Source organism: Streptomyces sp. NPDC056527, assembly GCF_042794475.1.
GTDB lineage: Bacteria > Actinomycetota > Actinomycetes > Streptomycetales > Streptomycetaceae > Streptomyces.
In genome coordinates, this window is record NZ_JBHTTQ010000009.1 from 107,819 (window position 1) to 130,459 (window position 22,641).

Annotated in this window: 19 protein-coding genes; 12 read left to right on the forward strand and 7 right to left on the reverse strand. The window is 72.5% G+C overall.

Annotated elements, in window-relative coordinates; translation table 11 throughout:
- Window positions 1–24: 24 nt before the first annotated feature.
- From ACFQ7Q_RS07920 to ACFQ7Q_RS07930, 3 genes are all read right to left on the reverse strand, one after another.
- Window positions 25–708 carry a response regulator gene (locus ACFQ7Q_RS07920; RefSeq protein ID WP_383551119.1) on the reverse strand — a complete coding sequence of 228 codons (684 nt, stop codon included), beginning with the start codon at window positions 706–708 and terminating at the stop codon, window positions 25–27.
- Between the two features lie 67 nt (window positions 709–775).
- Window positions 776–2,446: a murein biosynthesis integral membrane protein MurJ gene (gene murJ / locus ACFQ7Q_RS07925; protein ID WP_383551121.1), complete on the reverse strand. Its 1,671-nt coding sequence runs from the start codon at window positions 2,444–2,446 to the stop codon at window positions 776–778.
- A complete protein-coding gene (locus tag ACFQ7Q_RS07930; RefSeq protein WP_383551123.1) occupies window positions 2,443–3,621 on the reverse strand; it encodes a lipid II:glycine glycyltransferase FemX in 1,179 nt (392 codons plus the stop codon). The genes murJ and ACFQ7Q_RS07930 overlap by 4 nt, the downstream gene beginning before the upstream one ends.
- A gap of 190 nt (window positions 3,622–3,811) precedes the next feature.
- Here ACFQ7Q_RS07930 and ACFQ7Q_RS07935 point away from each other — a divergent pair, with 190 nt between their 5' ends.
- Window positions 3,812–5,008 carry an Ig-like domain-containing protein gene (locus tag ACFQ7Q_RS07935; protein WP_383551125.1) on the forward strand — a complete coding sequence of 399 codons (1,197 nt, stop codon included), beginning with the start codon at window positions 3,812–3,814 and terminating at the stop codon, window positions 5,006–5,008.
- A 160-nt stretch (window positions 5,009–5,168) separates the two neighbouring features.
- On the opposite strand, the gene ACFQ7Q_RS07940 is transcribed toward ACFQ7Q_RS07935, so the two are convergent.
- A complete protein-coding gene (locus ACFQ7Q_RS07940) occupies window positions 5,169–5,828 on the reverse strand; it encodes a pirin family protein (RefSeq protein WP_383551127.1) in 660 nt (219 codons plus the stop codon).
- Between the two features lie 220 nt (window positions 5,829–6,048).
- On the opposite strand from ACFQ7Q_RS07940, the gene fasR reads away from it, so the two are divergent.
- The 5 genes from fasR to fabF all read left to right on the forward strand — a co-directional run bounded on the left by fasR (window position 6,049) and on the right by fabF (window position 10,983).
- Window positions 6,049–7,230, forward strand: a complete 1,182-nt coding sequence (fasR, locus tag ACFQ7Q_RS07945) for a fatty acid biosynthesis transcriptional regulator FasR (RefSeq protein ID WP_376437667.1) — start codon at window positions 6,049–6,051, stop codon at window positions 7,228–7,230.
- A gap of 89 nt (window positions 7,231–7,319) precedes the next feature.
- The gene (locus tag ACFQ7Q_RS07950) at window positions 7,320–8,288 is read left to right on the forward strand and encodes an ACP S-malonyltransferase (protein WP_383551130.1); all 969 of its coding nucleotides are present in this window, start codon (window positions 7,320–7,322) and stop codon (window positions 8,286–8,288) included.
- 16 nt (window positions 8,289–8,304) lie between these two features.
- Window positions 8,305–9,336, forward strand: a complete 1,032-nt coding sequence (locus ACFQ7Q_RS07955) for a ketoacyl-ACP synthase III (protein WP_383551132.1) — start codon at window positions 8,305–8,307, stop codon at window positions 9,334–9,336.
- Window positions 9,337–9,392: 56 nt separating this feature from the next.
- Window positions 9,393–9,641, forward strand: coding sequence for an acyl carrier protein (locus tag ACFQ7Q_RS07960; protein ID WP_362366823.1), 249 nt, complete (start codon window positions 9,393–9,395; stop codon window positions 9,639–9,641).
- 79 nt (window positions 9,642–9,720) lie between these two features.
- On the forward strand, window positions 9,721–10,983 hold the full coding sequence (fabF, locus tag ACFQ7Q_RS07965) for a beta-ketoacyl-ACP synthase II (protein WP_383551134.1): 1,263 nt from the start codon (window positions 9,721–9,723) through the stop codon (window positions 10,981–10,983).
- A 117-nt stretch (window positions 10,984–11,100) separates the two neighbouring features.
- On the opposite strand, the gene ACFQ7Q_RS07970 is transcribed toward fabF, so the two are convergent.
- The gene (locus ACFQ7Q_RS07970; protein ID WP_137989482.1) at window positions 11,101–11,595 is read right to left on the reverse strand and encodes a DUF3145 domain-containing protein; all 495 of its coding nucleotides are present in this window, start codon (window positions 11,593–11,595) and stop codon (window positions 11,101–11,103) included.
- A gap of 261 nt (window positions 11,596–11,856) precedes the next feature.
- On the opposite strand from ACFQ7Q_RS07970, the gene ACFQ7Q_RS07975 reads away from it, so the two are divergent.
- A complete protein-coding gene (locus ACFQ7Q_RS07975) occupies window positions 11,857–12,756 on the forward strand; it encodes an SGNH/GDSL hydrolase family protein (protein WP_383551136.1) in 900 nt (299 codons plus the stop codon).
- Window positions 12,757–12,767: 11 nt separating this feature from the next.
- A complete protein-coding gene (locus tag ACFQ7Q_RS07980; protein ID WP_383551138.1) occupies window positions 12,768–13,700 on the forward strand; it encodes an aldose epimerase family protein in 933 nt (310 codons plus the stop codon).
- Between the two features lie 60 nt (window positions 13,701–13,760).
- On the opposite strand, the gene ACFQ7Q_RS07985 is transcribed toward ACFQ7Q_RS07980, so the two are convergent.
- A complete protein-coding gene (locus tag ACFQ7Q_RS07985) occupies window positions 13,761–16,232 on the reverse strand; it encodes a glycoside hydrolase family 3 protein (protein WP_383551140.1) in 2,472 nt (823 codons plus the stop codon).
- A 156-nt stretch (window positions 16,233–16,388) separates the two neighbouring features.
- Between ACFQ7Q_RS07985 and ACFQ7Q_RS07990 the strand changes: the two genes are divergently transcribed.
- The 3 genes from ACFQ7Q_RS07990 to ACFQ7Q_RS08000 all read left to right on the forward strand — a co-directional run bounded on the left by ACFQ7Q_RS07990 (window position 16,389) and on the right by ACFQ7Q_RS08000 (window position 19,039).
- Window positions 16,389–16,958 (forward strand): TetR/AcrR family transcriptional regulator, encoded by a 570-nt coding sequence (locus tag ACFQ7Q_RS07990; protein WP_383551197.1) that lies wholly within the window; start codon window positions 16,389–16,391, stop codon window positions 16,956–16,958.
- A 78-nt stretch (window positions 16,959–17,036) separates the two neighbouring features.
- Window positions 17,037–18,278 carry a pyroglutamyl peptidase gene (locus ACFQ7Q_RS07995; protein ID WP_383551199.1) on the forward strand — a complete coding sequence of 414 codons (1,242 nt, stop codon included), beginning with the start codon at window positions 17,037–17,039 and terminating at the stop codon, window positions 18,276–18,278.
- A 47-nt stretch (window positions 18,279–18,325) separates the two neighbouring features.
- The gene (locus tag ACFQ7Q_RS08000) at window positions 18,326–19,039 is read left to right on the forward strand and encodes a carbon-nitrogen hydrolase family protein (protein WP_383551142.1); all 714 of its coding nucleotides are present in this window, start codon (window positions 18,326–18,328) and stop codon (window positions 19,037–19,039) included.
- Window positions 19,040–19,118: 79 nt separating this feature from the next.
- On the opposite strand, the gene ACFQ7Q_RS08005 is transcribed toward ACFQ7Q_RS08000, so the two are convergent.
- Window positions 19,119–19,943 carry an EI24 domain-containing protein gene (locus ACFQ7Q_RS08005; protein ID WP_383551144.1) on the reverse strand — a complete coding sequence of 275 codons (825 nt, stop codon included), beginning with the start codon at window positions 19,941–19,943 and terminating at the stop codon, window positions 19,119–19,121.
- A gap of 99 nt (window positions 19,944–20,042) precedes the next feature.
- Here ACFQ7Q_RS08005 and ACFQ7Q_RS08010 point away from each other — a divergent pair, with 99 nt between their 5' ends.
- On the forward strand, window positions 20,043–22,595 hold the full coding sequence (locus ACFQ7Q_RS08010; RefSeq protein ID WP_383551146.1) for a M14 family zinc carboxypeptidase: 2,553 nt from the start codon (window positions 20,043–20,045) through the stop codon (window positions 22,593–22,595).
- Window positions 22,596–22,641: the final 46 nt, after the last annotated feature.

Below are 22,641 nucleotides of genomic sequence, written 5' to 3' on the forward strand. Positions count from 1 at the left end.
GGCGTCGCAGGGCGCGGCGGCGGCTCACAGCGGCCCGAAGCGGTAGCCGAAGCCGCGCAGGGTCTGTATGTAGCGGGGGGCGCCGGGGGTGTCCTCGATCTTGTTGCGCAGGCGGCGGACACAGGCGTCCACGAGGCGGGCGTCGCCGTGGTAGCTGTGCTCCCAGACGTGTTCGAGGAGTTGCTGACGGCTGAAGACCTGCTCGGGGGCGGCGGTCAGATGGAGCAGGAGCTTGAGTTCGGAGGGGGCGAGGGCGAGGCGCTCGCCGGACTTGGCGACGGTGAGGCCGACCCGGTCGATGGCGAGCTCGCCGTGGAACTCGACGGCGGGCCGCCCGGCGCCGGGCTCCTCGATGCGCCGGAGCACGGCCCGGATGCGGGCTTCGATGACCTCGGTGCGGGCGGGCTTGACGATGTAGTCGTCGGCTCCGGCCTCCAGGCCGACGACGACGTCGAAGTCGTCACCGCGCGCGGTGAGCATGATGATCGGCAGCTGGCTGGTCTCGCGGACCTGGCGGCAGACCTGGACGCCGTTCATGCCGGGCAGCATCAGATCGAGCAGCAGCAGATCGGGCCGGAACTCCCCGAGCAGGGCGAGCCCGGACTCCCCGGTCGCGGCGGTCCGCACCTCGTGCCCGCGGCGCCGGAGCCCGAGTTCGACCCCTTCGCGGACGGAGGGGTCGTCTTCTATGAGGAGCACGCGAGGCATTCGAGAAGTATCCCAAGGTGGGTCGAAGGGCTCCCCCGCGGGGGAAAGGGCAGGGCGGGGAGGGGCGTCAGCGGCGTCGGGCGAGGGCGCGCATGCGGTGGCGCGCGCCCGCCAAAAAGGCCTGCACTTCGGTGAGCTTGAGCGGGCGGGCCAGCAGGGCGAAGACCGCGAGGATGGTGAGGCCGCCGGCCGCGCCCGCCGCGGGAGCGCCCGCGGGGGCGGTCGCGCGGGCGACGAGCAGTCCGAGCGCGGCCGCGGGTACGGCCGCCACCAGCAGCCGCGCGAACGCGGACCCGGCCCGTTCCCGGCGCCCCGTCTCGGACCCGGCCCGTTCCCGGCCCGTCCCGGACCCGGCCAGCCGTCGGCGCAGCACGTACGCCGTCAGCGCCCAGCCCACCCACAGCGCCAGGGAGTACGCCGCCGCCACACCCGCCACCGCCCACGTCGGCGGGAGAACCGCGTACGCGGTCAGGGACAGGCCCGCGTTGAGGCCGGTGATCACCAGGTTCAGCAGGAACGGCGTGCGGGTGTCGCGCAGGGAGTAGAAGGCGCGGGTGCAGACGTACTGACCGGAGAAGGCGATCAGGCCCGGCGCGAACGCCATCAGGATCCAGGCCATCGCCCGGACGTCGTCGGCGCCGGTGACGCCGTGCTGGAAGACGACGCTCATCAGCGGCACCGCGAGCGCGAACAGCGCGCACGCCGCCGGTATGACGGCCGCCGCGCTGGTCCGGAGCGCGTACGAGACGTCCTTCCGTACCCCGGCCAGGTCGCCGTCCGCCGCGGCACCGCTCATCCGGGTCAGCAGGGCGGTCATCAGGGAGACGGTGACGATGCCGTGCGGCACGGCCCACAGCAGATACGCGTTGTTGTACGCGGCGAAGCCGAAGCCCCCGCCGGCCCCCAGCTCCTCCGCCCGCGTCCCCGCGGCCGTCGCCAGCTTCGTCGTCACCCAGTACGCGGCCTGGTTGGTGAGGACGAGCAGCACCAGCCACCCGGCCGACCGCAGCGGTGTCGTGAGTCCGCTGCCCCGCCAGTCGAAGCGCGGGCGCCAGCGGAAGCCGGCCGCCCGCAGGGACGGGACGAGCGCGAGGGCCTGGACCGCGATGCCGGCCGTCGTGCCCCAGCCCAGCAGCGCCGTCTCCCGGCCGTTCAGCTCCCCGCCGTCGGCCGTCACCAGGAACAGCGCGAAGACGGCGATGACGACGACGTTGTTGAGGACCGGTGTCCACATCATCGCGCCGAACCTGCCCCGCGCGTTCAGCACCTGGCCGAGCAGGGTGAAGAGCCCCAGGAAGAAGATCTGCGGCAGGCAGTACCGGGCGAAGGCGACCGTCATCGACTCCTGGGCGCCGGTGTAGTCGGTGTACGCGTCGACGACGGCGGGCGCCGCGAGCACCGCGCCCGCCGTCAGCACGAGCAGCGCGAGGACGCAGACCGTCAGGAGACGGTCGGTGTAGGCGACGCCCCCGTCCTTGTGCTCCTTGGCCGCCTTGACCAGTTCGGGGACGAAGACGGCGTTGAGTGCGCCGCCCAGGAGCAGCATGTAGACGATGGTGGGGATCGAGTTGCCGACCGCGTACCCGTCGGCGATCCCACCGATGCCGAGGGCCGCGGCGACGATCGCCGAGCGGAAGAAGCCGGTGGCGCGCGAGACCAGCGACCCGGCGGCCATCAGCGCGCCGCTGCGCAGCATCGAGGGTGTGCGCGGCTTCGACTCCGTGAGCGTCGCCGTCATCGGCGGGCCATGTACGCCTGGAACGCCCGGTACAGCGCGTGGTTCGTCGTGCCGCCCAACGGTGTCTCCCACTCCCCCAGCGTCTCGACGGCCTGTCCGCCCGTGCCGAGCTTCCAGCGCAGCAGACCATGGGCGCGGTCGTCCGGGTCAAGGGTGGAGGGTATCCCGCGCATGTCGTAGACCTCGGCCCCGGCGGCGTGGGCGTCGCGCATCATGCGCCACTGCAGGGCGTTGGAGGGGCGCACCTCGCGGCGGTGGTCGGCGGAGGCGCCGGTCTGGTACCAGACCCGCCGCCCCACCGTGATCATCGTGTGGGCCGCGAGGGTCTCGCCCTCGTGGCGGGCGAGGTAGAGCCTCATCCGGCCGGGCTCCTCGGCGTTGAGGACCGCGTACTGCCGCTCGTAGTAGGCGAGTGAGCGGCCGAGCCGGAAGCCGTCGCGCTGTTCGGTGATCCCCAGGAGCCGGTAGAACTCGGGCAGGTCGGCGGCCGAGCCGACGACGATCTCGACGCCGGACCTGCGGGCCTTGCGGACGTTGCGCCGCCACTCCTGGTTGAGGCCGTTCCAGAGGTCGTCCGTGGTGCGGCCGGCGAGCGGCACCCGGTAGACGTGCCGGGGCTGGGCGTCGGCGCCGTCGGAGTCGCTGGTGGAGTCGCCGCCGCAGCGGCGCCAGCCGCGGGAGCGGAGCCGTTCGGCGACGGCGGTGCCGAGGGGGTCGACCTCGTCGGCGAGGACGTCGGCGAGGCGACGGCCGGGTCCGGTGTGCGTCTTGAGGGTGCGGGCGTTCCAGCGGCGGAACGCGGGCGCGGGCCCGATGCGTACGGCGAAGGCGCCGGCGGCCCGGAGGTGCTGGAGCAGCGGGGTGAGCCAGCCGTCCATGTCGGGGTCGGACCAGTCGGCGACGGGCCCTTCGGGGAGGTAGGCGAAGTACTTGCGGGTGCCGGGGAACGGGCGCAGCAGGACCAGGGCGACACCGGTGAGCGTGCCGTCACCCGGCCCCCAGCCGAGGAACTGCGGACGCCAGCCGTCCTTGACGTCCGCCCAGGACGGCAGTTGGAGGAAGCTGGGGCCGTGCCCCGCGCCCGCCGTCGCGAGGAAGGTGCGGTACGTGTGAGGGGTGACGGGCTCCAGCCGGGTGGTCCGCGGGGGTGCGGCCGTCACGAGCAGGGCTGACACAACGTGAGCCTCCTTGTTCCGCCCCTCGGTCGTGGGGCGCACAGGAGCCTCACAGCGATCCTTGACCGTGCCGCGCGTCGGGTGTGACCGGACGATGACCGTTCTTCTCCAGCCCTTGTCACAAAGGGTTCGGCGTGCTTTCGGCGGCCTACAGTCCGGGCATCCCACATCTTTTCCGGAGGCTTCCGTGATGTCCGTACGCACCCGTGCCCGCACCCGAATACGCCCGGCTCTGGCGGCCCTTGCCCTCTGCGGCTCGCTCACCGCCTGTTCGGCGGGGGCGGTGGGCGCGCCTCGCGCGGCGGACGGTACGAAGGCCCCGGATGCCCGGGACGTGCCGGCGAAGGTGACCGTGGCGACCCCGGCGGCCGGGCGGACGGTGACCGTGACGGCCACCGGCGGCACCCTGACGACGGTGAAGGTCGTGGACACGGACGGCGGTGTGCTGGCGGGCCGTACCGCGGCGGGCGGGGTGTCGTGGGTCTCGGACCGCAAGGCGGCGCCGGGCACGTCGTACCGCGTGGAGGCGACGGCCCGTACGGCCGGGGGCAAGGAGACGACGACCCGGTCGACGTTCTCGACGCCGAAGGCCGCACTGGTCAACAAGCTGACGCTGGCGCCCGGGAAGAACAGCACGGTCGGGATCGGCCAGCCGCTCTCGATCGTCTTCGACCGGCCGGTGACCAACAAGGCGGACGTGGAGAAGCAGCTCAAGGTGACGACGTCGAACGGGACGGTCGGATCCTGGGGCTGGCTGAAGGACTGGTCGGGCAAGGACCGGGTGGACTGGCGGCCGCGGGAGTACTGGAAGCCGGGTACGAAGATCACGCTGGACGCGACGCTCAACGGGACGGACTCGGGCGGCGGGTGGTTCGTACGGGACTACCGCACGGGCTTCACGGTCGGAGGTGGGGCGCAGGTGGTGAAAGTCGACCTCGACCGGAAGCAGTTGGTGCTGGAGAGGGACGGGCGAGCGGTGCGCACGATTCCCGTGTCGGGCGGGACGCCCGGCGGCGACAAGCGCTCGTGGCGGGGGACGGCGGTGCTGATGGCGAAGGAGGGCACGATCAACATGAACTCGGAGACGGTCGGGCTCGGCGACGCCTACGACAAGATGGTCGACCACTCGATGCGGCTGACCTGGTCGGGCATGTACGCCCACGCGGCGCCGTGGAACGCGCAGTACTTCGGCCGTGCGAACCGCAGCTCCGGCTGCATCGGCATGAGCGACGCCGACGCGGCCTGGTTCTACGCCCAGGTCCGCCCGGGCGACCCCTTCGAGATCCGCGGCGCGGACACGAAGGGAACGGTGGCGGAGGGGAACGGCTACGGGGCGTGGAACGTGAGCTGGGAGGGCTGGCGCGCGAAGAGCGCGGTGGGCCGCTGACGCGGCGGGGCAGGGGGCGGGGATACGCGGTGTGCGGGCCCGGCCGCCCGCCGCGTGCCCCCGCCCCGGCGCCGGTACGCGGTGTGCGGGCCCGGCGGCCCGCCGCGTACCCATGCCCCGGCGCCGCCCGAGGGCGCCGTCGTGTCCGGTGCGGGTCGGCTCAGGGGCCGCGCATCTCCCAGAGGAGGAGTTCCGCGTTCGACGTGGCCATGATCGCGAGGTCGCGGGCGGCGGTGATGCGGGCGGCATCGCCGGGCGCCAGTTCCTCGCCGGCCAGGCGGACCGTGCCGCGCGCCACGTGGGCGTAGACGAAGTCCGCGTCCGGGACGGCGGTCCGTTCGCCGGACTCCAGGCGGCGGACATGGAGCATCGAGGCCGCCTCGGGGAGCGCGTACGGGGTGGAGTCGGCGATGCCCCGCACGATCTCGTATGAGGGGTCACCGCCCGGCTCCAGCGGTGCGAGCCACATCTGGACGAAGACGAGCGGCACGTCGCCGTCGTTGCGCTCCTCGTGCCGCACGCCCGCCGCCGAGCCGAGCCGCTGGACGTCCCCGGGGCGCACGACGGTGGTGTGACCGGTCGAGTCACGGTGGGTCAGTTCGCCCTCCACGACCCAGGTGACGATCTCGGTGTGACTGTGCGGGTGCTCGTCGAACCCGGCGCCGGGAGCGAGCCGCTCCTCGTTGCAGGCGAGGATCGCGCCGAAGCGGAGGTTGTCGGGGTCGTAGTGCGCGCCGAAGGAGAGGGCGTGGCGGGTCTCGATCCCGGCCGCGAGGTCGCCGCCGGGGTAGCGGTCGGCGGCGCGCTGAATACGAATCACGGGGTCACGGTATCCCCGGCCCCGCCGGTTGCGGGCCTTCGTTCCGCGGAGGCGCGATGGCGAGGAGGGCCCACGGCACAGGTCCCCGCCCCCGTGCACGCTGCGCCACCCGTACGGGCCGGTGGTCGGGGTGTGCCGACACGGGACCGGCGAGACCCGGTGGGACGCATCGTCGCACCCGGAGCCGCATGCCCGTGGCCCGATGAGGCACCCTTAGTCCGTGTCTGAACCGACGAACGCCTCCCATCCTCACTCCGCGACCCTGAAGCGCCTCGAGCAGTCCTCCGGGCGGCTCGCCGCCAACGCCATCGCGCGCATGGACGAGACGCTGCCGTGGTACCGGGCGATGCCGCCCGAGAACCGGTCGTGGATCGGTCTGGTCGCCCAGGCCGGTATCGCCGCGTTCACCGAGTGGTTCCGGCACCCGGAGACCCCGCAGGCCATCTCCACCGACGTCTTCGGCACGGCGCCCCGCGAGCTGACCCGCGCGATCACCCTGCGCCAGACCGTCGAGATGGTCCGCACCACCATCGAGGTCATGGAGACCGCGATCGAGGAGGTCGCCGCCCCCGGCGACGAGTCGATCCTCCGCGAGGCGCTGCTCGTCTACGCCCGCGAGATCGCCTTCGCGACCGCCCAGGTCTACGCCCAGGCCGCCGAGGCCCGCGGCGCCTGGGACGCCCGCCTGGAGTCCCTGGTCGTCAACGCGGTCCTCTCCGGTGAGGCCGACGAGGGCGCCGTCTCCCGGGCCGCCGCCCTCGGCTGGAACTCCCCCGAGCACGTCTGCGTCGTCCTCGGCACCGCCCCCGACGGCGACAGCGAGCTGACCGTCGAGGCGATCCGCCGCGCCGCCCGCCACGCCAAGCTGCAGGTCCTCACCGGCGTCCTCGGCGACCGGCTCGTCGTCATCGCCGGCGGCAACGACAACCCGCTGGCCGTGGCGAAGGCCCTGATCGGCCCGTACGCCGCCGGGCCGGTCGTCGCCGGCCCCGTCGTCCCCGACCTGCTCGCCGCGACCCGCTCCGCGCAGGCCGCCGCGGCCGGGCTCAAGGCATGTTCGGCGTGGCAGGACGCCCCCCGCCCGGTTCTGGCGGACGATCTTCTTCCGGAGCGCGCCATCGCCTCCGACCCCTCGGCCCGCGAGCAACTGGTGGAGGAGATCTACAGACCGCTGGAGGAAGCGGGCTCGGCGCTCCTGGAAACACTGAGTGTCTATCTGGAGCAGGCGAGCAGCCTGGAGGGCGCCGCACGGATGCTCTTCGTCCATCCCAACACCGTGCGCTACCGGCTTCGACGTGTGACAGACGTCACCGGATGGTCACCCTCCGATGTCCGCTCCGCGTTCACGCTGCGGATCGCCCTGATCCTGGGGCGCTTGGCCGACGGAGATTCGCAGTCCTAGACTTTTGTCGAACACCAACAATTCCCCTGACGGTTCTTCGTCCTAGTCCCCACGGGCGCTCGGAGCCGTCCCCAAGAGAGAGTGTGAGGGTGCTCGTACTCGTCGCTCCCGGCCAAGGCGCCCAGACGCCCGGCTTCCTGACTCCCTGGCTCGAACTCCCCGGTGCCGCAGACCGCCTCGCGGCCTGGTCCGAGGCCATCGGGCTCGACCTCGCCCACTACGGCACGAAGGCGGACGCGGACGAGATCCGTGACACCGCTGTCGCCCAGCCGCTGCTCGTGGCCGCCGGACTGCTGTCCGCCGCCGCGCTGACCGAAGGGGCTGCCCAGAGGGCATCCGACGAGGGTGGTGGTGGGCGACGGGCGGGCGTCTCCCCCGGCGCCGTCGCCGGTCACAGCGTCGGCGAGATCACCGCGGCCGCGTTCGCCGGCGTCCTCGACGACACCGCCGCCCTGAGTCTCGTACGGACGCGTGGTCTGGCGATGGCCGAGGCCGCCGCGATCACCGAGACCGGCATGTCGGCGCTGCTCGGCGGCGACCCCGAAGTGACGGTTCCGCACCTCGAGAAGCTCGGCCTGACCCCGGCCAACGTCAACGGCGCCGGCCAGATCGTGGCCGCCGGCACCCTGGAGCAGCTGGCCGCCCTGGAGGCGGACAAGCCCGAGGGTGTCCGCCGGGTCGTCCCGCTGAAGGTCGCCGGCGCGTTCCACACGCACCACATGGCACCCGCGGTGGCGAAGCTGGAGGCCGCCGCGAAGGAGCTGACCGTGGCCGCCCCGACGGTGCGCTACGTCTCCAACAAGGACGGCCGGGTCGTCACGGAGGGCGCGGAGGTCATCGCGCGCCTGGTCGGCCAGGTCGCCAACCCGGTCCGCTGGGACCTGTGCATGGAGACCTTCAAGGAACTGGGCGCCACCGCGCTGATCGAGGTGTGCCCCGGCGGCACCCTGACCGGTCTCGCCAAGCGCGCCCTGCCGGGCGTCCCCACCGTCGCCCTGAAGACCCCCGACGACCTCGACGCGGCCCGCACGCTCGTCGCCGAGCACGCTGCAGCCTGATAAGGAGCCGTAGAGCATGTCGAAGATCAAGCCCAGCAAGGGCGCCCCGTACGCACGGATCTTGGGTGTCGGCGGCTACCGCCCCACCCGGGTCGTGCCGAACGAGGTGATCCTCGAGACGATCGACTCGTCCGACGAGTGGATCCGCTCGCGCTCCGGCATCGCCACCCGTCACTGGGCCTCCCCCGAGGAGACCGTGACCGCGATGTCCGTCGAGGCCTCCGGGAAGGCCATCGCCGACGCGGGGATCGCCCCGGAGCAGATCGGCGCCGTCGTCGTCTCCACTGTCTCGCACTTCAAGCAGACCCCGGCCGTCGCCACCGAGATCGCCGACAAGATCGGCGCGGGCAAGCCGGCCGCGTTCGACATCTCCGCCGGCTGCGCGGGCTTCGGCTACGGCCTGACCCTCGCCAAGGGCATGATCGTCGAGGGTTCCGCCGAGTACGTCCTCGTAATCGGCGTCGAGCGGCTGAGCGACCTGACCGACCTGGAGGACCGTGCCACGGCCTTCCTGTTCGGCGACGGCGCCGGCGCGGTCGTGGTCGGCCCCTCCGACGAGCCGCACATCGGCCCCACGGTGTGGGGTTCGGAGGGCGACAAGTCCGAGACGATCAAGCAGACCGTCCCGTGGAACGAGTTCCAGGTGGGCGACGTCTCGAAGCTCCCCCTCAACCAGCAGGGCGAGATCAAGTTCCCCGCCATCACGCAGGAGGGTCAGGCGGTCTTCCGCTGGGCCGTCTTCGAGATGGCGAAGGTCGCCCAGCAGGCGCTGGACGCCGCCGGAATCACGGCGGACGACCTGGACGTCTTCATCCCGCACCAGGCGAACATGCGGATCATCGACTCGATGGTGAAGACTCTGAAGCTGCCGGAGCACGTGACGGTCGCCCGTGACGTCGAGACCACCGGCAACACCTCGGCCGCCTCGATTCCGCTCGCGATGGAGCGGCTCCTGGCGACCGGGAAGGCGAAGAGCGGCGACACCGCGCTCGTCATCGGCTTCGGGGCGGGTCTCGTCTACGCCGCGACGGTCGTTACCCTCCCCTAGGCACTCCGGGTCCTCCGGAAGCCCCTTACCTAAGCAATCACAGAAGGAGCGCCACCATGGCCGCCACCCAGGAAGAGATCGTCGAAGGTCTCGCCGAGATCGTGAACGAGATCGCCGGCATCCCGACCGAGGACGTCGCGCTCGAGAAGTCCTTCACGGACGACCTCGACGTCGACTCGCTGTCCATGGTCGAGGTCGTTGTCGCCGCCGAAGAGCGCTTCGACGTCAAGATCCCGGACGAGGACGTCAAGAACCTCAAGACGGTCGGCGACGCGACCGCCTACATCCTGAAGCACCAGGGCTGATTCGGCCCCTGCTGACTCGGTCAGCCACCCGGCGGTGGCGCCGTTTTTCGACCATCACACACGTGGAGAAAGAATTCCTGTGAGCTCGACCAATCGCACCGTGGTCGTCACCGGTATCGGCGCAACCACACCGCTGGGTGGCGACTCCGCATCGACCTGGGAAGGTCTGATCGCGGGACGCTCCGGCGTCAAGCCCCTCGAGGGCGAACGATTCGCCGAACTGCCCGTCCAGATCGCGGCGCTCGCCGCCGTCGACCCGGGCGACGTTCTGCCCCGCCCGCTCGCCCGCAAGCTGGACCGCTCGGCGCAGTTCGCGCTGATCGCGGCCCGCGAGGCGTGGGCCGACGCGGGCTACACCGCCCCGGCCGGCGAGGACGAGACGATCGCGCCCGAGCGGCTCGGTTCCGTCATCGCCTCCGGCATCGGCGGTGTCACGACTCTGCTCGACCAGTACGACGTGCTGAAGGACAAGGGCGTTCGCCGTGTCTCCCCGCACACCGTGCCCATGCTCATGCCGAACAGCCCCTCCGCCAACGTCGGTCTGGAGGTGAACGCCCGGGCGGGCGTCCACACCCCGGTCTCCGCGTGCGCGTCGGGTGCCGAGGCGATCGGCTACGCCGTCGAGATGATCCGTACCGGCCGGGCCGACGTGGTCGTGGCCGGCGGCACGGAGGCGGCGATCCACCCGCTGCCGATCGCCGCGTTCGCCAACATGATGGCGATGTCCAAGAACAACGACGAGCCGACGAAGGCCTCGCGTCCGTACGACACGGGCCGTGACGGCTTCGTGCTCGGCGAGGGCGCGGGCGTGGTGATCCTCGAGTCCGAGGAGCACGCGAAGGCCCGTGGCGCCCGCGTCTACTGCGAGGTGCTGGGCCAGGGCCTCTCGGCCGACAGCCACCACATCGCGCAGCCCGAGCCGACCGGCCGGGGTATCGCCGCGGCGATGCAGAACCTGCTGGACGCGACGGACCTGAAGCCCTCCGAGGTCGTCCACCTCAACGCGCACGCGACGTCGACGCCGCAGGGTGACGTGGCGGAGATCAAGGCGCTGCGCAAGGTGCTGGGCGACGACCTGGACCACGTCGCGATCTCGGCGACGAAGTCGATGACGGGTCACCTCCTGGGCGGCGCGGGCGGCATCGAGACCGTCGCGACGGTCCTGGCGCTCCACCACCGTCTGGCCCCGCCGACGATCAACGTCGACGACCTGGACCCGGCCGTCGACGCGGACATCGTCCGCGACGAGCCCCGCGACCTCCCGCAGGGCACGATCGCCGCGATCAACAACTCGTTCGGCTTCGGCGGCCACAACGTGGTCCTGGCGTTCCGCACGGTCTGACCCACACACGACGAAGGCCCACCCCACGACCGGGGTGGGCCTTCGTCGTGTCCGCCGGGCGGAGTGCGGCGTGTCGGGGGGCGAGGTGGCCGTCCCGCGCGCTTCCGGACCTGGGCTTCAGACCACCTGGTGGAGCCAGCGGACGGGGGCGCCCTCGCCCGCGTAGCGGAACGGCTCCAGCTCGTCGTCCCAGGGCTTGCCGAGGAGCTTGGCGATCTCAGCCTCGAGTTCCGTCTCGCCGCGCACCGAGCGGGCCAGTGCGGCGCGCAGGCGGTCCTCCGGGATCAGGATGTCGCCGTGCATTCCGGTGACGGCATGGAAGATGCCCAGCTCCGGCGTGGCGCTGTAGCGCTCGCCCTCGGCGGTGGGGCAGGGTTCCGCGGTGACCTCGAAGCGGAGCATCTGCCAGCCGCGCAGGGCGGAGGCGAGCTTGGAGGCGGTGCCGGTCTCGCCCTGCCAGGAGAACTCGGCTCTCCAGGTGCCGGGGGACGCCGGCTGGCGGATCCAGTCGAGCTGGACTCTCGCACCGAGGACACCCGCGACCGCCCATTCGACGTGCGGGCACAGCGCGCGCGGTGCGGAGTGAACGTACAGGACTCCACGTGTCGTCACCGGGACCTCCAGTGTGGGACGAGGTTCGCCTTTCCCAGCGGCCTCAGTAAACAGCATCGGGAGTAAAACTCCACAAAAGGGACAGCATGTGACGTGATGTAATTTACCGGAGCCGATTGGCAAAGGTGCCTCTGGTTCGACGGGGGAAAAGCTACCGTGCCGCACCGCCCTTGGGGTGACGTACGGTCGGTCCGGGGGTGGGTGGACACCAAGCTTTCACTCGCCAGGACGCCGAACGGACACCGGAGGAGGGGCCGAGCAATGCGCGGCAGACAACGTTTTCGTGCCACCGTCGCCTCCGCCGCGGCCGCACTGCTGCTGGGCGCCGGCACTCTGACGGGATGTGAGACGGCCGGCCCCGCGGCGACCGCCGCTCCGAAGCCCAGACCGACACCCAGGCCCACGCCCGTCTGGGACCGCTCCCCCGCCTCCGTCGCGGCCGTCGGCGACTCCATCACCCGCGCCTTCGACGCCTGCTCGGTCCTGTCGGACTGCCCCGAGGTCTCCTGGGCGACCGGCACGGACTCCACCGTCAACAGCCTCGCCCTGCGGCTCCTCGGGGCGAAGGGCACGGCCGCGCGCAGTTGGAACCTGGCGCGGACCGGGGCGCGGATGGCGGAGCTCCCGGCCCAGATGGCACGGGCGGCCGCCGAGAAGCCCGAGCTGGTGACGGTGATGATGGGCGCGAACGACGCCTGCCGGGACCGGGCCGAACTGATGACCCCGGTCGAGGAGTTCCGGGCGGACTTCGAGGCCTCCCTCGCCGAGCTGCGGAAGACGGCGCCGAAGGCGCAGGTGTACGTGTCGAGCGTGCCGGACCTGAAGCGTCTGTGGGCGCAGGGCAAGGACAGCCCGATGGGCCGCCAGGTCTGGAAGCTGGGGATCTGCGCCTCGATGCTGGCCGACGCGGAGGATCTGAGCGAGCCGGCCGAGCAGCGCCGGACGCGGGTGCGGGACCGGGTGGTGGCGTACAACGCGGTCCTGAAGGAGGTCTGCGCGAAGGACCTGCGCTGCCGGTACGACGGCGGCGCGGTGTTCGGCTTCCGCTTCGACGGCGAGCAGCTCAGCCCGTGGGACTGGTTCCACCCGAGCAAGGACGGCCAGGCGCGCCTCGCGGAGATCGCGCATCGGCAGGTGACGGCTCCGGAGCCGCCCGCGTAGGGTTCCGGATCATGAGGATCACGAGTGAGCCCTTCGGTTCGGTCGACGGTACGGGCGTCACGCGCTGGACGCTCCAGCGGGGCGCCGTGCGGGTACGGGTGCTGACGTACGGCGGCATCGTGCAGTCGGTCGAGACGCCGGACCGGGACGGTGTCCCGGACGACGTGGCCCTCGGTTTCCCCGATCTGGAGGGGTATCTGAAGCGTCCGGAGCCGTACTTCGGCGCTCTGGTGGGGCGTTACGCCAATCGGATCGCGGGCGGGGCCTTCACCCTGGACGGCACGGTCCACCGACTGCCCCGCAACGGCGGGCCGAACTGTCTGCACGGCGGGGAGCGCGGCTTCGACAAGCGGGTGTGGGACGCGGAGGAGGTCGAGTCCGGGGTACGGCTGTCCCGGGTGAGCCCGGACGGCGAGGAGGGCTTCCCCGGCCGCCTGGAGGTCTCGGTGACGTACACGCTCGACGCCGACGGGGCGCTGCGGATCGGCTACCGGGCGGAGACGGACGCCCCGACGGTGGTGGCGCTGACGAACCACTCGTACTGGCGGCTGGGCGACGGGCCCCAGGAGCTGCGGGTGGCGGCCTCGCGCTTCACGCCGACCGACGGGACGGGCATCCCTACAGGGGCGTTCGCCGAGGTGGCGGGCACGGAGCTGGACTTCCGCGCCGGCAGGCCGCTCACGATCCCGCTGGACCACAACTTCGTCCTGGACGGCGAGGGTTCGGCGGTCGCCGAGCTGTACGCGCCGGGGAGCGGCCGTACGGTGACGGTGGAGACCACCGAGCCCGGGCTTCAGGTCTACGCCGGCCCGGAGCTGGGCGGCGTCGCCCTGGAGGCGCAGGCCTTCCCCGACTCGCCGAACCGGCCGGAGTTCCCGTCGACGGTCCTGCGCCCGGGTGAGGCGTACGACTCGACCACCGTCTTCCGGTTCGGGACGCGCTGACCGACGGAGTGAAGCCCCGGGACGGCTGTCAGGTTCCGCCCCGGGGCCGATCATGGGAGGTCAGACCTCCAGCGTGGCCGTCAGGTGCGCCTCGGCGAGCGAGTGCGCGGCCCTGACCTCGTACGTACCGGGGACGAAGGCCCAGCCGTCGGTCTCCTCGTCCCAGATCTCGAAGGCGCGGCGCGGCAGCGGGATCTCGACCTCGACGGACTCGCCCGCGCCCGCTTCGACGGAGCCGAAGCCGGCCAGCCACCGCGCGGGGCGCTCCACCGTCGCGTCCTGCGCGCCGATCGACGCGGTCGCCGTCGGGGCCAGGTAGATCTGGACGACCTCGCGGCCGGTGCGGGTGCCGGTGTTGGTGATCCGGACCCTCGCCGTCTCCGGGGTGACCTCCAGGGAGTCGTAGGTCCACGTGGTGTAGCCGAGACCGTGGCCGAAGGCGTACGCGGGGGTGACGCCCGCCTTGTCCCAGGCGCGGTAGCCGATGAACACGCCCTCGGTGTAGGCGAGTTTCCCGTCGGTCGGGGTGACCTCGGTCACGGGGACGTCGGCGAGGGCGACGGGCCAGGTGGTGGGGAGCCGGCCGCCGGGCTCGGCGGCGCCGGTGAGGACGTCCGCGAGCGCGGCGCCGCCCTCCTGGCCGGGGAACCAGCTGAGCAGGATCGCGGCGACGTCGTCGCGCCAGGGCATCTCGACCGGGGAGCCGGCGTTGACGACGACGACGGTGTTGGGGTTGGCGGCGGCCACGGCACGGACGAGGTCGTCCTGGCGGCCGGGGAGGGCGAGGTCCTTGCGGTCGAAGCCCTCGGACTCGACGCGCTCGGTGGTGGCGACGACCACGACGGCGGTGTCGGCGGCTCGGGCGGCCTCGACGGCTTCGGCGATCAGTTCGTCGGGGTCACGGCGCGGACCGAGGTGGACGAAGGAGAACATGACGGCCGGCAGCGGGGCCGCGAACTCCTTGTCCAAGGGGTGGAGGAGCGACACCTCGACGGTCTCGCCCGCGGTGAGGGTGACCCTGGCGCGCTCGACGGGGGCGCCGAAGAACGCCTCGAAGGGGTCGGTCTCCGGGCCCATCGCCTGGACGCCGTCGAAGACGGTCTCGCCGGCGACGGCGAGGGTGAAGGCGCCGAGGCCGCGGGTGCCGAAGGAGTGCTCGCCGGACTCCCGCGGGGTGAACGTACCGGTGACCTCGATGGAGGCGAGGGCCTCGTGGGTGACGCCGGCCGGGAGGTCGTCGCCGATCCACTGGACCTGGCCGTTGGGCAGGCTGCCCTCGCCGAGGACGGTGCCGTCGGCGTCGCGGCAGACGGCCCGGAGGGTGAAGCCGGACGAGACCGAGCCGGCGGGGGTGAGTTCGTCGCTGGGGTCGGCGCCGACGGTGAAGGTGAGGGCGCCCTCGGCGAGGGCGGCGGTGAGGCCGTCGAGCGGGGAGACCGTGTGGTCGGGGAAGACCTGGGCGGAGCCGCCGCCGAGGACGCGGGCGTCGCGGGCGCCGGCTCCGGAGAGGGCGACGGTGCCGCCCGCGGCCAGCGGCAGCGCGTCGTTCTCGTTGCGTACGAGGACGAAGCCCCGGTGGGCGATCTCGCGGGCGAGTGCCTCGCCGTCGATCGTCCCGGGCTGTTCGGTGACGACCGGCGGGGCGCCTTCGAGGGCGCCGACGCGGGCGGCGAGCCGCAGGACGTTCCGTACGGCGGCGTCGACCGTGGACTCCTCGACCTCGCCGGCCCGGACGGCGGCGGCGAGCGCCTCGCCGTAGACGGTCTGCGGGCCGGGCATGGCGACGTCGAGGCCGCCCTCGATGTCGCCCTTGGTGGAGCGGGCGGCCATCCAGTCGGAGACGTTGCAGCCGTCGAAGCCCCACTCGCCGCGCAGGACCTCGTTGACGAGATGGCGGTGCTCGGTCATGGTCACGCCGTTGACCTGGTTGTAGGCGGTCATGATGCCCCAGGGGTGAGCGTTCTTGACGATGGCCTCGAAGGGTGCGAGGTAGAGCTCGCGCAGCGGGCGCGGGGCGACCGTGTTGTCGACGGTGAAGCGGTCGGTCTCGGCGTCGTTGCCCACGAAGTGCTTGACGGTGGTGCCGACGCCGCCGTCCTGGACTCCCTGGACGTAGCCGGTGCCGATCTCGCCGGTGAGGTACGGGTCCTCGGAGTAGCACTCGAAGTGGCGGCCGCCCAGCGGAGTGCGGTGCAGGTTGACGGTCGGGGCGAGCAGGACGTGGACGCCCTTGCGGCGGGCCTCCTGGGCGAGGAGCCGGCCGGCGCGGCGGGCGAGGGAGGGGTCCCAGGCGGCGGCGAGCGCGGTCGGGGACGGCAGGGCGATGGAGGGGTCGTCGGCGGTCCAGCGGACGCCCCGGACGCCGATCGGGCCGTCGGACATGACCAGGGAGGCCAGCCCGATCTCGGGCAGGGCCGGGAGCGACCACATGTCCTGGCCGGCGAGCAGCCGCGCCTTGGTGTCCAGGTCGAGCTTGCCGAGCGCCGCCTCGACGGCCTGTTCCCGAACGGTCTCCGCGCTGATCTCCGCCATGGCCGTGCCTCCTCGTTGAAGTCGTTGTGGCGCCCATGGTGGACCGGTTACCTGTAGATCGGTAGGTTACGTTACCGTTTCGTAATCTTGAGATGCCGTACGGTCCTGGGGGAAAGGACTTCCGGCAGGTTGCGACAGGGAGAGGGGGCCACGGCGATGGTGCGGGCCAGGAGCGAGGAGCGGCGGGCGGACATCGTGGGCGCGGCCCTCGAAGTGATCGCCGAGCGTGGCTACCGGGGCGCGTCACTCGGCGCCGTCGCCGAGCGCGTCGGCCTGACGCAGCAGGGGCTCCTGCACTACTTCCCCACGAAGGAGGCCCTGCTCGTCGCGGTCCTCGCGGAGCGCGACAAGTGGGACACGAGCGGGGCCGGGTCGCGCGAGGGCTGGCGGCTCGATCTGCTCGACTCGCTCGTCGAGTACAACGCCATGCGGCCGGGGATCGTGCAGACCTTCTCGGCCCTGCTCGGCGAGAGCGTGACCGAGGAGCATCCGGCGCGCGCGTTCTTCACCGAGCGCTACACCCAGGTCCGCGACGAGATGGCGAACGTCCTGCGCATGGAGTTCGGCGAGCGCCTGCCGAGCGGGCTGACCCCGGAGCGGGCGGCGCCGATCCTGACGGCCGTGATGGACGGACTGCAGTACCAGTGGTTGCTCGACCCGGCGACGGTCGACATGCCGGAGGCGTTCCGGGACTTTCTGCGCCTTCTGTACGGCGGCGACAAGTGAGGGCCCTGTAGCGGGAGTTGCGGGTGAGTCGGGATACTGCGCGGGCCGGTTCCCGACCCGACGGAGGGCTCGCCTGTGCTGTCCCGGATACGCCATGCCTCGCTCGGCCTCGCCCTGATCACCGCCACGCTGGTCGCGGCGACACCTCCCGCGTCCGCCGACGCCGACGCGGCCTGCTCGTGCACCGTCGAGGAGGCCCGGCTCGACCGCGCCGCGCCCCAGGAGATCCTGCGGCGCGCCGGATTCGACTCCGTGGCACCGGAGTTCGCCCGCGCGCTCGCCGGCGCCGGCTCGTACCGGGAGGCCGAGGGGACGGTCGCACGGCACGGGGAACGGCTCTGGCGGGACGCGGTCGACCGGGCACAGGGCCGTCGCGTCCGGGGCGATCTGAGCCGGGACGACGATCGACCGCTGTACTGGGCACGGCTGGGTCTGACTCGTGAACTGCGCTCCTGGCAGCCGGAGTTCGCGCTCACCGACGAGGGACGGGCCCGGCTGCTCGACCGGCTCGAACGCTCCTCGCGCGGCCAGGACGCCGTCCGCTTCCCGGCCGGCAAGGGCGTGAAGCGGATCCTGATGACCGGGTTCGACCCGTTCACGCTCGACCGGGACGTGCGGATCAGCAACCCGTCCGGGGCCACCGCGCTCGCCCTGGACGGCACCTGGATCCGCACGTCCGACGGGAGCCTCGCCCGGATCGAGACGGCCGTCTTCCCGGTCCGCTGGCAGGACTTCGCCGAGGGGACCGTCGAGCGGACGCTCCGGGACCAGCTGCCGAAGGCCGACCTCTTCACCACGGTCAGCCAGGGCCGGATCGGCCGCTTCGACATCGAGCGGTTCAACGGTGCCTGGCGGGGCGGATTCCCCGACAACGAGAACCTTTCGCGCACGGAGACCGTCCCGGTCGCCGACGCTGCCACCCAGCCCCAGTGGACGGCGACCACCCTCCCGTACGCCTCGATCGTCGCCGCGAGCACCGGGCGCTTCCCGGTGTACGACAACACGGCGGTGACCGAGATCCCGGCCGGGTCGAGCACTCCCGTATCCCGCCCGGGAGGTCCGACACCGGGCTCCACGGCGCGCTCCGGCGGCGGCGGGGACTACCTCTCCAACGAGATCGCCTACCGCGCGACCCTGCTGCGCGACCGGCTCGGACTGCGGGAGCTTCCCGGCGGCCATGTCCACACCCCGGTCCTGCAGTTCGGCGCGGGCAACACGGACCCGGCGACGGGCGCGGTCACCGACCCGGAGTTCGTACGCAACCGGCTGGACATCATCGCCCAGGTCCGGGCGATCATCGCCGTGGCCGCCGCTCGGTAGCCGTCCCGGGGTTCCCCGTCGGCAGGGCGCGCGAGATGATGACGGTCATGATCGTCGCAGCAGCGCAGTTCGCCCCGGTCGCCGGGGACATCGACGCCAACGTCCGCACCGTCGCCGGGCTGATCAGGGCGGCGGGCGCCGACGGCGCACGGCTGGTCGTCTTCGCCGAGCTCTGCCTGACCGGCTACGAACCCAGCCTCGTCCGGGACACTCCGGCGCTGGTGCTCTCCGAGGACGACGAGCGCCTCGAAGCGGTCCGGGAGGCCTGCCGCGCGGCCGGTGCGGCGGCGGTCGTCAACGGGCCGGTGCGCACCGCCGACGGCGGGATCGGGGTGACCTCGCTGGTGATCGGAGCGGACGGCTCGCTGCTCACCCGCTACGACAAGCGGCATCTGTACGGCGTCGAGCAGGAGATCTTCGCGCCGGGCGGGACGGACGGCCGCTTCACCCTCGACGGGGTGCGGTTCGCGACGGCCACCTGCTACGACAACCGGTTCCCGGAGCTCGCGCGGCGGGCCGCCGCCGACGGCTGCACGGTCTATCTGGCGAGCTCGGTGCTGGCCGCCGACAACGACTCGTTCGAGAAGGTCTATCCGGTACGGGCCCGGGACTTCGGCCTGTACGTGGTGCTCGGCAACGCACTGGGGGCCAACGAGGACGGTGTGGCCTGCGGCGCCGCCGGAGCGTGGGGCCCGGACGGCGAGCGCGTCGCCGACGCGGGGAGCGAAGAGGCGGGGTACGCGCTCGCCGAGGTCGGCTGAGCCCCGGAGGGTTCACCGTCCGGGGTCTTCCGTTCGGATCAGGCCGGATCAGAGCCCGGCGAGATCCGAAGGGGACGCCCTAGCCCTTCCGGTACGGGTTGCCCGGCGTCGGGACCGGAGCGGGCGCCGCCGGGGCCGGGGCCGCGGCCGGCTCGGCGTCGTCCGCGTTCTCCCCGCGCAGGTCCCGGACCATCAGCGTCGCGCCCGCGACCGCGCCCGGCATCAGGAACACGGCCACGAACGGCACCAGGAACGACAGGGTCAGCGGGACGCCGAAGCCCAGGGTCAGCATGCGGCGGCCGCGCAGCAGCCGCAGCCGCTCCTTCAGCTCGACGCTGCGGCGCTGGAGGGCGACGGCGGTCAGTTCCTCGGCGAGGAAGAAGCCGGAGACGCAGAAGCCGATCACCGGCACGACGGTCTGTCCGACGACGGGGATGAAGCCGCAGGCGAAGAGCAGCACGCCGTACAACGCGACCCGCAGCACGACCTTGAGGCTGTCGCGTGCGGAGATCCACAGCTCGCGCCAGAGCGGCAGGCCCGACTCCGGGACCTCGCCGCCCTCACTGCGGTCGACCTCCTCGGACAGTGACTCGTAGAAGGGCTGGCCGACCAGCAGGGTCACGGCGGTGAAGGTGACGACCGCGAGGAAGAGCCCGAAGCCGAAGGTCAGGACGGTCAGGGTGGTGCGCAGGAGCCCCTGCCAGGGCGAGGACCAGTCGTCGGCGAACGGGGTCGCCCAGGCCGTCAGGTCGTCCGCCCCGTAGCCGAGGCCGACGAGCGCGCCGATGTACAGCACGAGGGTCACGAGACCGGGGAGCAGCCCGAACCCGAACCATCGACCGTGCCGGCCCACCCACTTCTGACCCTGTACCAGATAACCGAGACCGGCCCCGAAATCACGCATGGGATCACCCTATCGGGCCTGCGTCGGAGGCCCTCTTGTTGTCCGGGGCACGACAGGGTAGACCCCTGCGTACTGATCACTTACGGAGGTTGCGTACGTATGGCGAAACCCGGACCCGTCCTGATCACCACCGTCAGCGGCGCGCTCCTCGGCGCGCTGGTCCTCACCGCGCTGCCCGCGAGCGCCGCGCCCGGTCCCTTCGCGCACGGGCACGGCAGCGCGTCCGAGCCCGGGCCCTTACGCGAAGGGGCCGGGCGTGACACCGCGGCGCCGCCGCGCACGTTCGCGCCGCGCTCCTCCCTCACCCCTGCCGACACCCCGCTCCGCACGGGCGACGGCTATCCGCGGCGGACGGACCTCGCCGTCCCGCCCGTCGACCCGGCCGACAAGTCGATCAAGCTGGGGCTCGCGCCGTACCACTCCCTCGCCCCGCGTCTCAACGCGCTGCAGAAGCTGGGGAACCGGGTGAGCGTCGAGGTCGCCGGGTGGTCGGCGGGCGGGCACGAGCTGTATCTGGTGACCGTCACCGCCCCGGAGAGCGCCCGCGAGACCCGCGAGCAGGAGCGGATGCGCGAGCGGATCGAGAACGCGCCCGCCGCCGCGGCGAAGGACACCCGGCTGAAGGCCGCGTACAAGACGCCCGTCTTCATCAACAACAACATCCACGGCAACGAGTGGGAGGGCACGGACGCCGCCCTGGAGCTCATCGAGGAGCTGGCCACCGCCACCGACCGCAAGACCGCCGGACTGCTCGCGAGGACCCGGGTCTATCTGAACGTCACCGCCAACCCCGACGGCCGGATCGCCGGCACCCGCGCCAACGGCAACGGCTTCGACCTCAACCGGGACTTCGTCACCGCGTCCCAGCCCGAGGCCCGCGCGATCCGGCGGATCGCCATCGACAAGCAGCCGGCCGTGATGCTGGATCTGCACGGGTACGTCAACGGCACGCTGATCGAGCCGACGACGCCGCCGCACGGCGAGAACTACGAGTACGACCTGTTCCTGAAGAACGCCTACGCCAACGCGCTCGGCATGGAGAAGGCGGTCAACGGACTCGGCTACACGCCCGCGAAGGACGGGGTCCGTCCGGCGGTCATCCCCTTCCGCGACGAGCAGGAGGGCTGGGACGACTGGCCGCCGATCTTCACCCCGCAGTACATGCCGTTCCAGGGCGCCGTGGCCGCGCACACCATCGAGTTCCCGATGACGGTGAACAACCAGGCGTACGACACGCTGCCCGAGGCGGAGCTGCGCCGCCGGGCGGCGATCAACGTCGACATCGCGGGCGCGGCGATGCGCGCCACGCTCGACCACACGGACACGCACCGCGCGTCGGTGCTCGCCGACCAGATCGAGACGTTCCGGCGGGGCGCGGCGGGCGAGGCGCAGCGGCCGGTCTCCGAGGAGACGGTGCCCGGGGTGCCGGGGATCGGTCCGGAGGACGTGTACACGACCACGTTCCCGCGCGCGTACGTCATTCCGGCGGGCGGGAGCTGGGGGCACCCCCGGACGAAGTCCGGGGGAGCCTCGGCGGTGGCCGCGGCACGGCTCGTGGACCATCTGGTCGCCAACGACGTGCGGGTCGGGCGGGCCGTCGACGGCTCGTACGTCGTCGACATGCGCCAGCCCAAGCGCGGGATGGCGAACGTGATCCTGGCGGAGGGCCGCGACATCAGCGCGGACGTGTCGACGATGTACGACATCTCGGGCTGGAGCCTCGGGCTGCTGTGGGGCGCGACGGTGCGCAGGATCGAGCACGGTCCGGTGCCTCGCGTGGTGCGGCCGGTCCACGCCGCGGCCCCCACGGGCTCGGTCGCGCCCTTCGGGGACCTGCTGTTGCGGCTCGACGACCCGAAGGAGCTGGCCGCGGTGAACGCGCTGCTGGCGCAGGGGGTGAGGGTGCGCCGGACGGCCGACGGCGCGGCGATGGTGCCGGCGTCGGCGCGGGGCGCGGCGCGGGTGCTCGCGGACCGGTACGGGGTGGTGTTCCGGGCCACGAAGGAGCGGGGCGCGGCGCCGCTGGAGCGGACCAGGGTCGCCGCCTCGGTGACGGCCGGTGAGCTGTTCGCACTGCGCGAGATGGGCTTCGAGGTCGTCCCGGTCTCGACGGAGATCCTGAACGCGGGCTTCGACTGGTCGACGGCCGACGTGCTGTTCGTGTCGCGGGGTCTGGAGTACGGGAAGCTCACGCCGGCCGCGCGGGATGCGCTGCGGGCGAGCGGTGCGGGTGTGGTGGGGATCGGCTCGGCGGGCGCGGCGTTCAACGCGGCGGCGGGGCTGCTCCCGGCCACGGCGGTGGCGGGCAACGGGGACGCGAACGGTGTCGTGACGGTCCGCAACGCGGGCGGCGCGATCACGGGCGGCGCTCCCGGGCACAGCTTCGTCTACGCGCCGCTGTGGTTCACGGGGCTGGGAGCGGGGGTGCGGACCGAGCAGTCCTACGCGGCGGCCGATCCGCTCGTCTCCGGGCACTGGCGGCCGCTCGCGGACGGCCGGGGCGGTCCGGGGGACGCGGCCGGGCAGGCGTCTGTGGTCAGCGGGACGGCGGCGCACGGTGCGCCGGTGGTCCTGTTCGGCACGGAGCCGCTCTTCCGGGACCACCCGAAGGGCGCGTTCGCGCAGGTCGGCCGGGCTCTGCTGACGCGCTGACCGGTGCCCTGACGCAAGAGGGCCGCACCCCGGTCGGTCGGGGTGC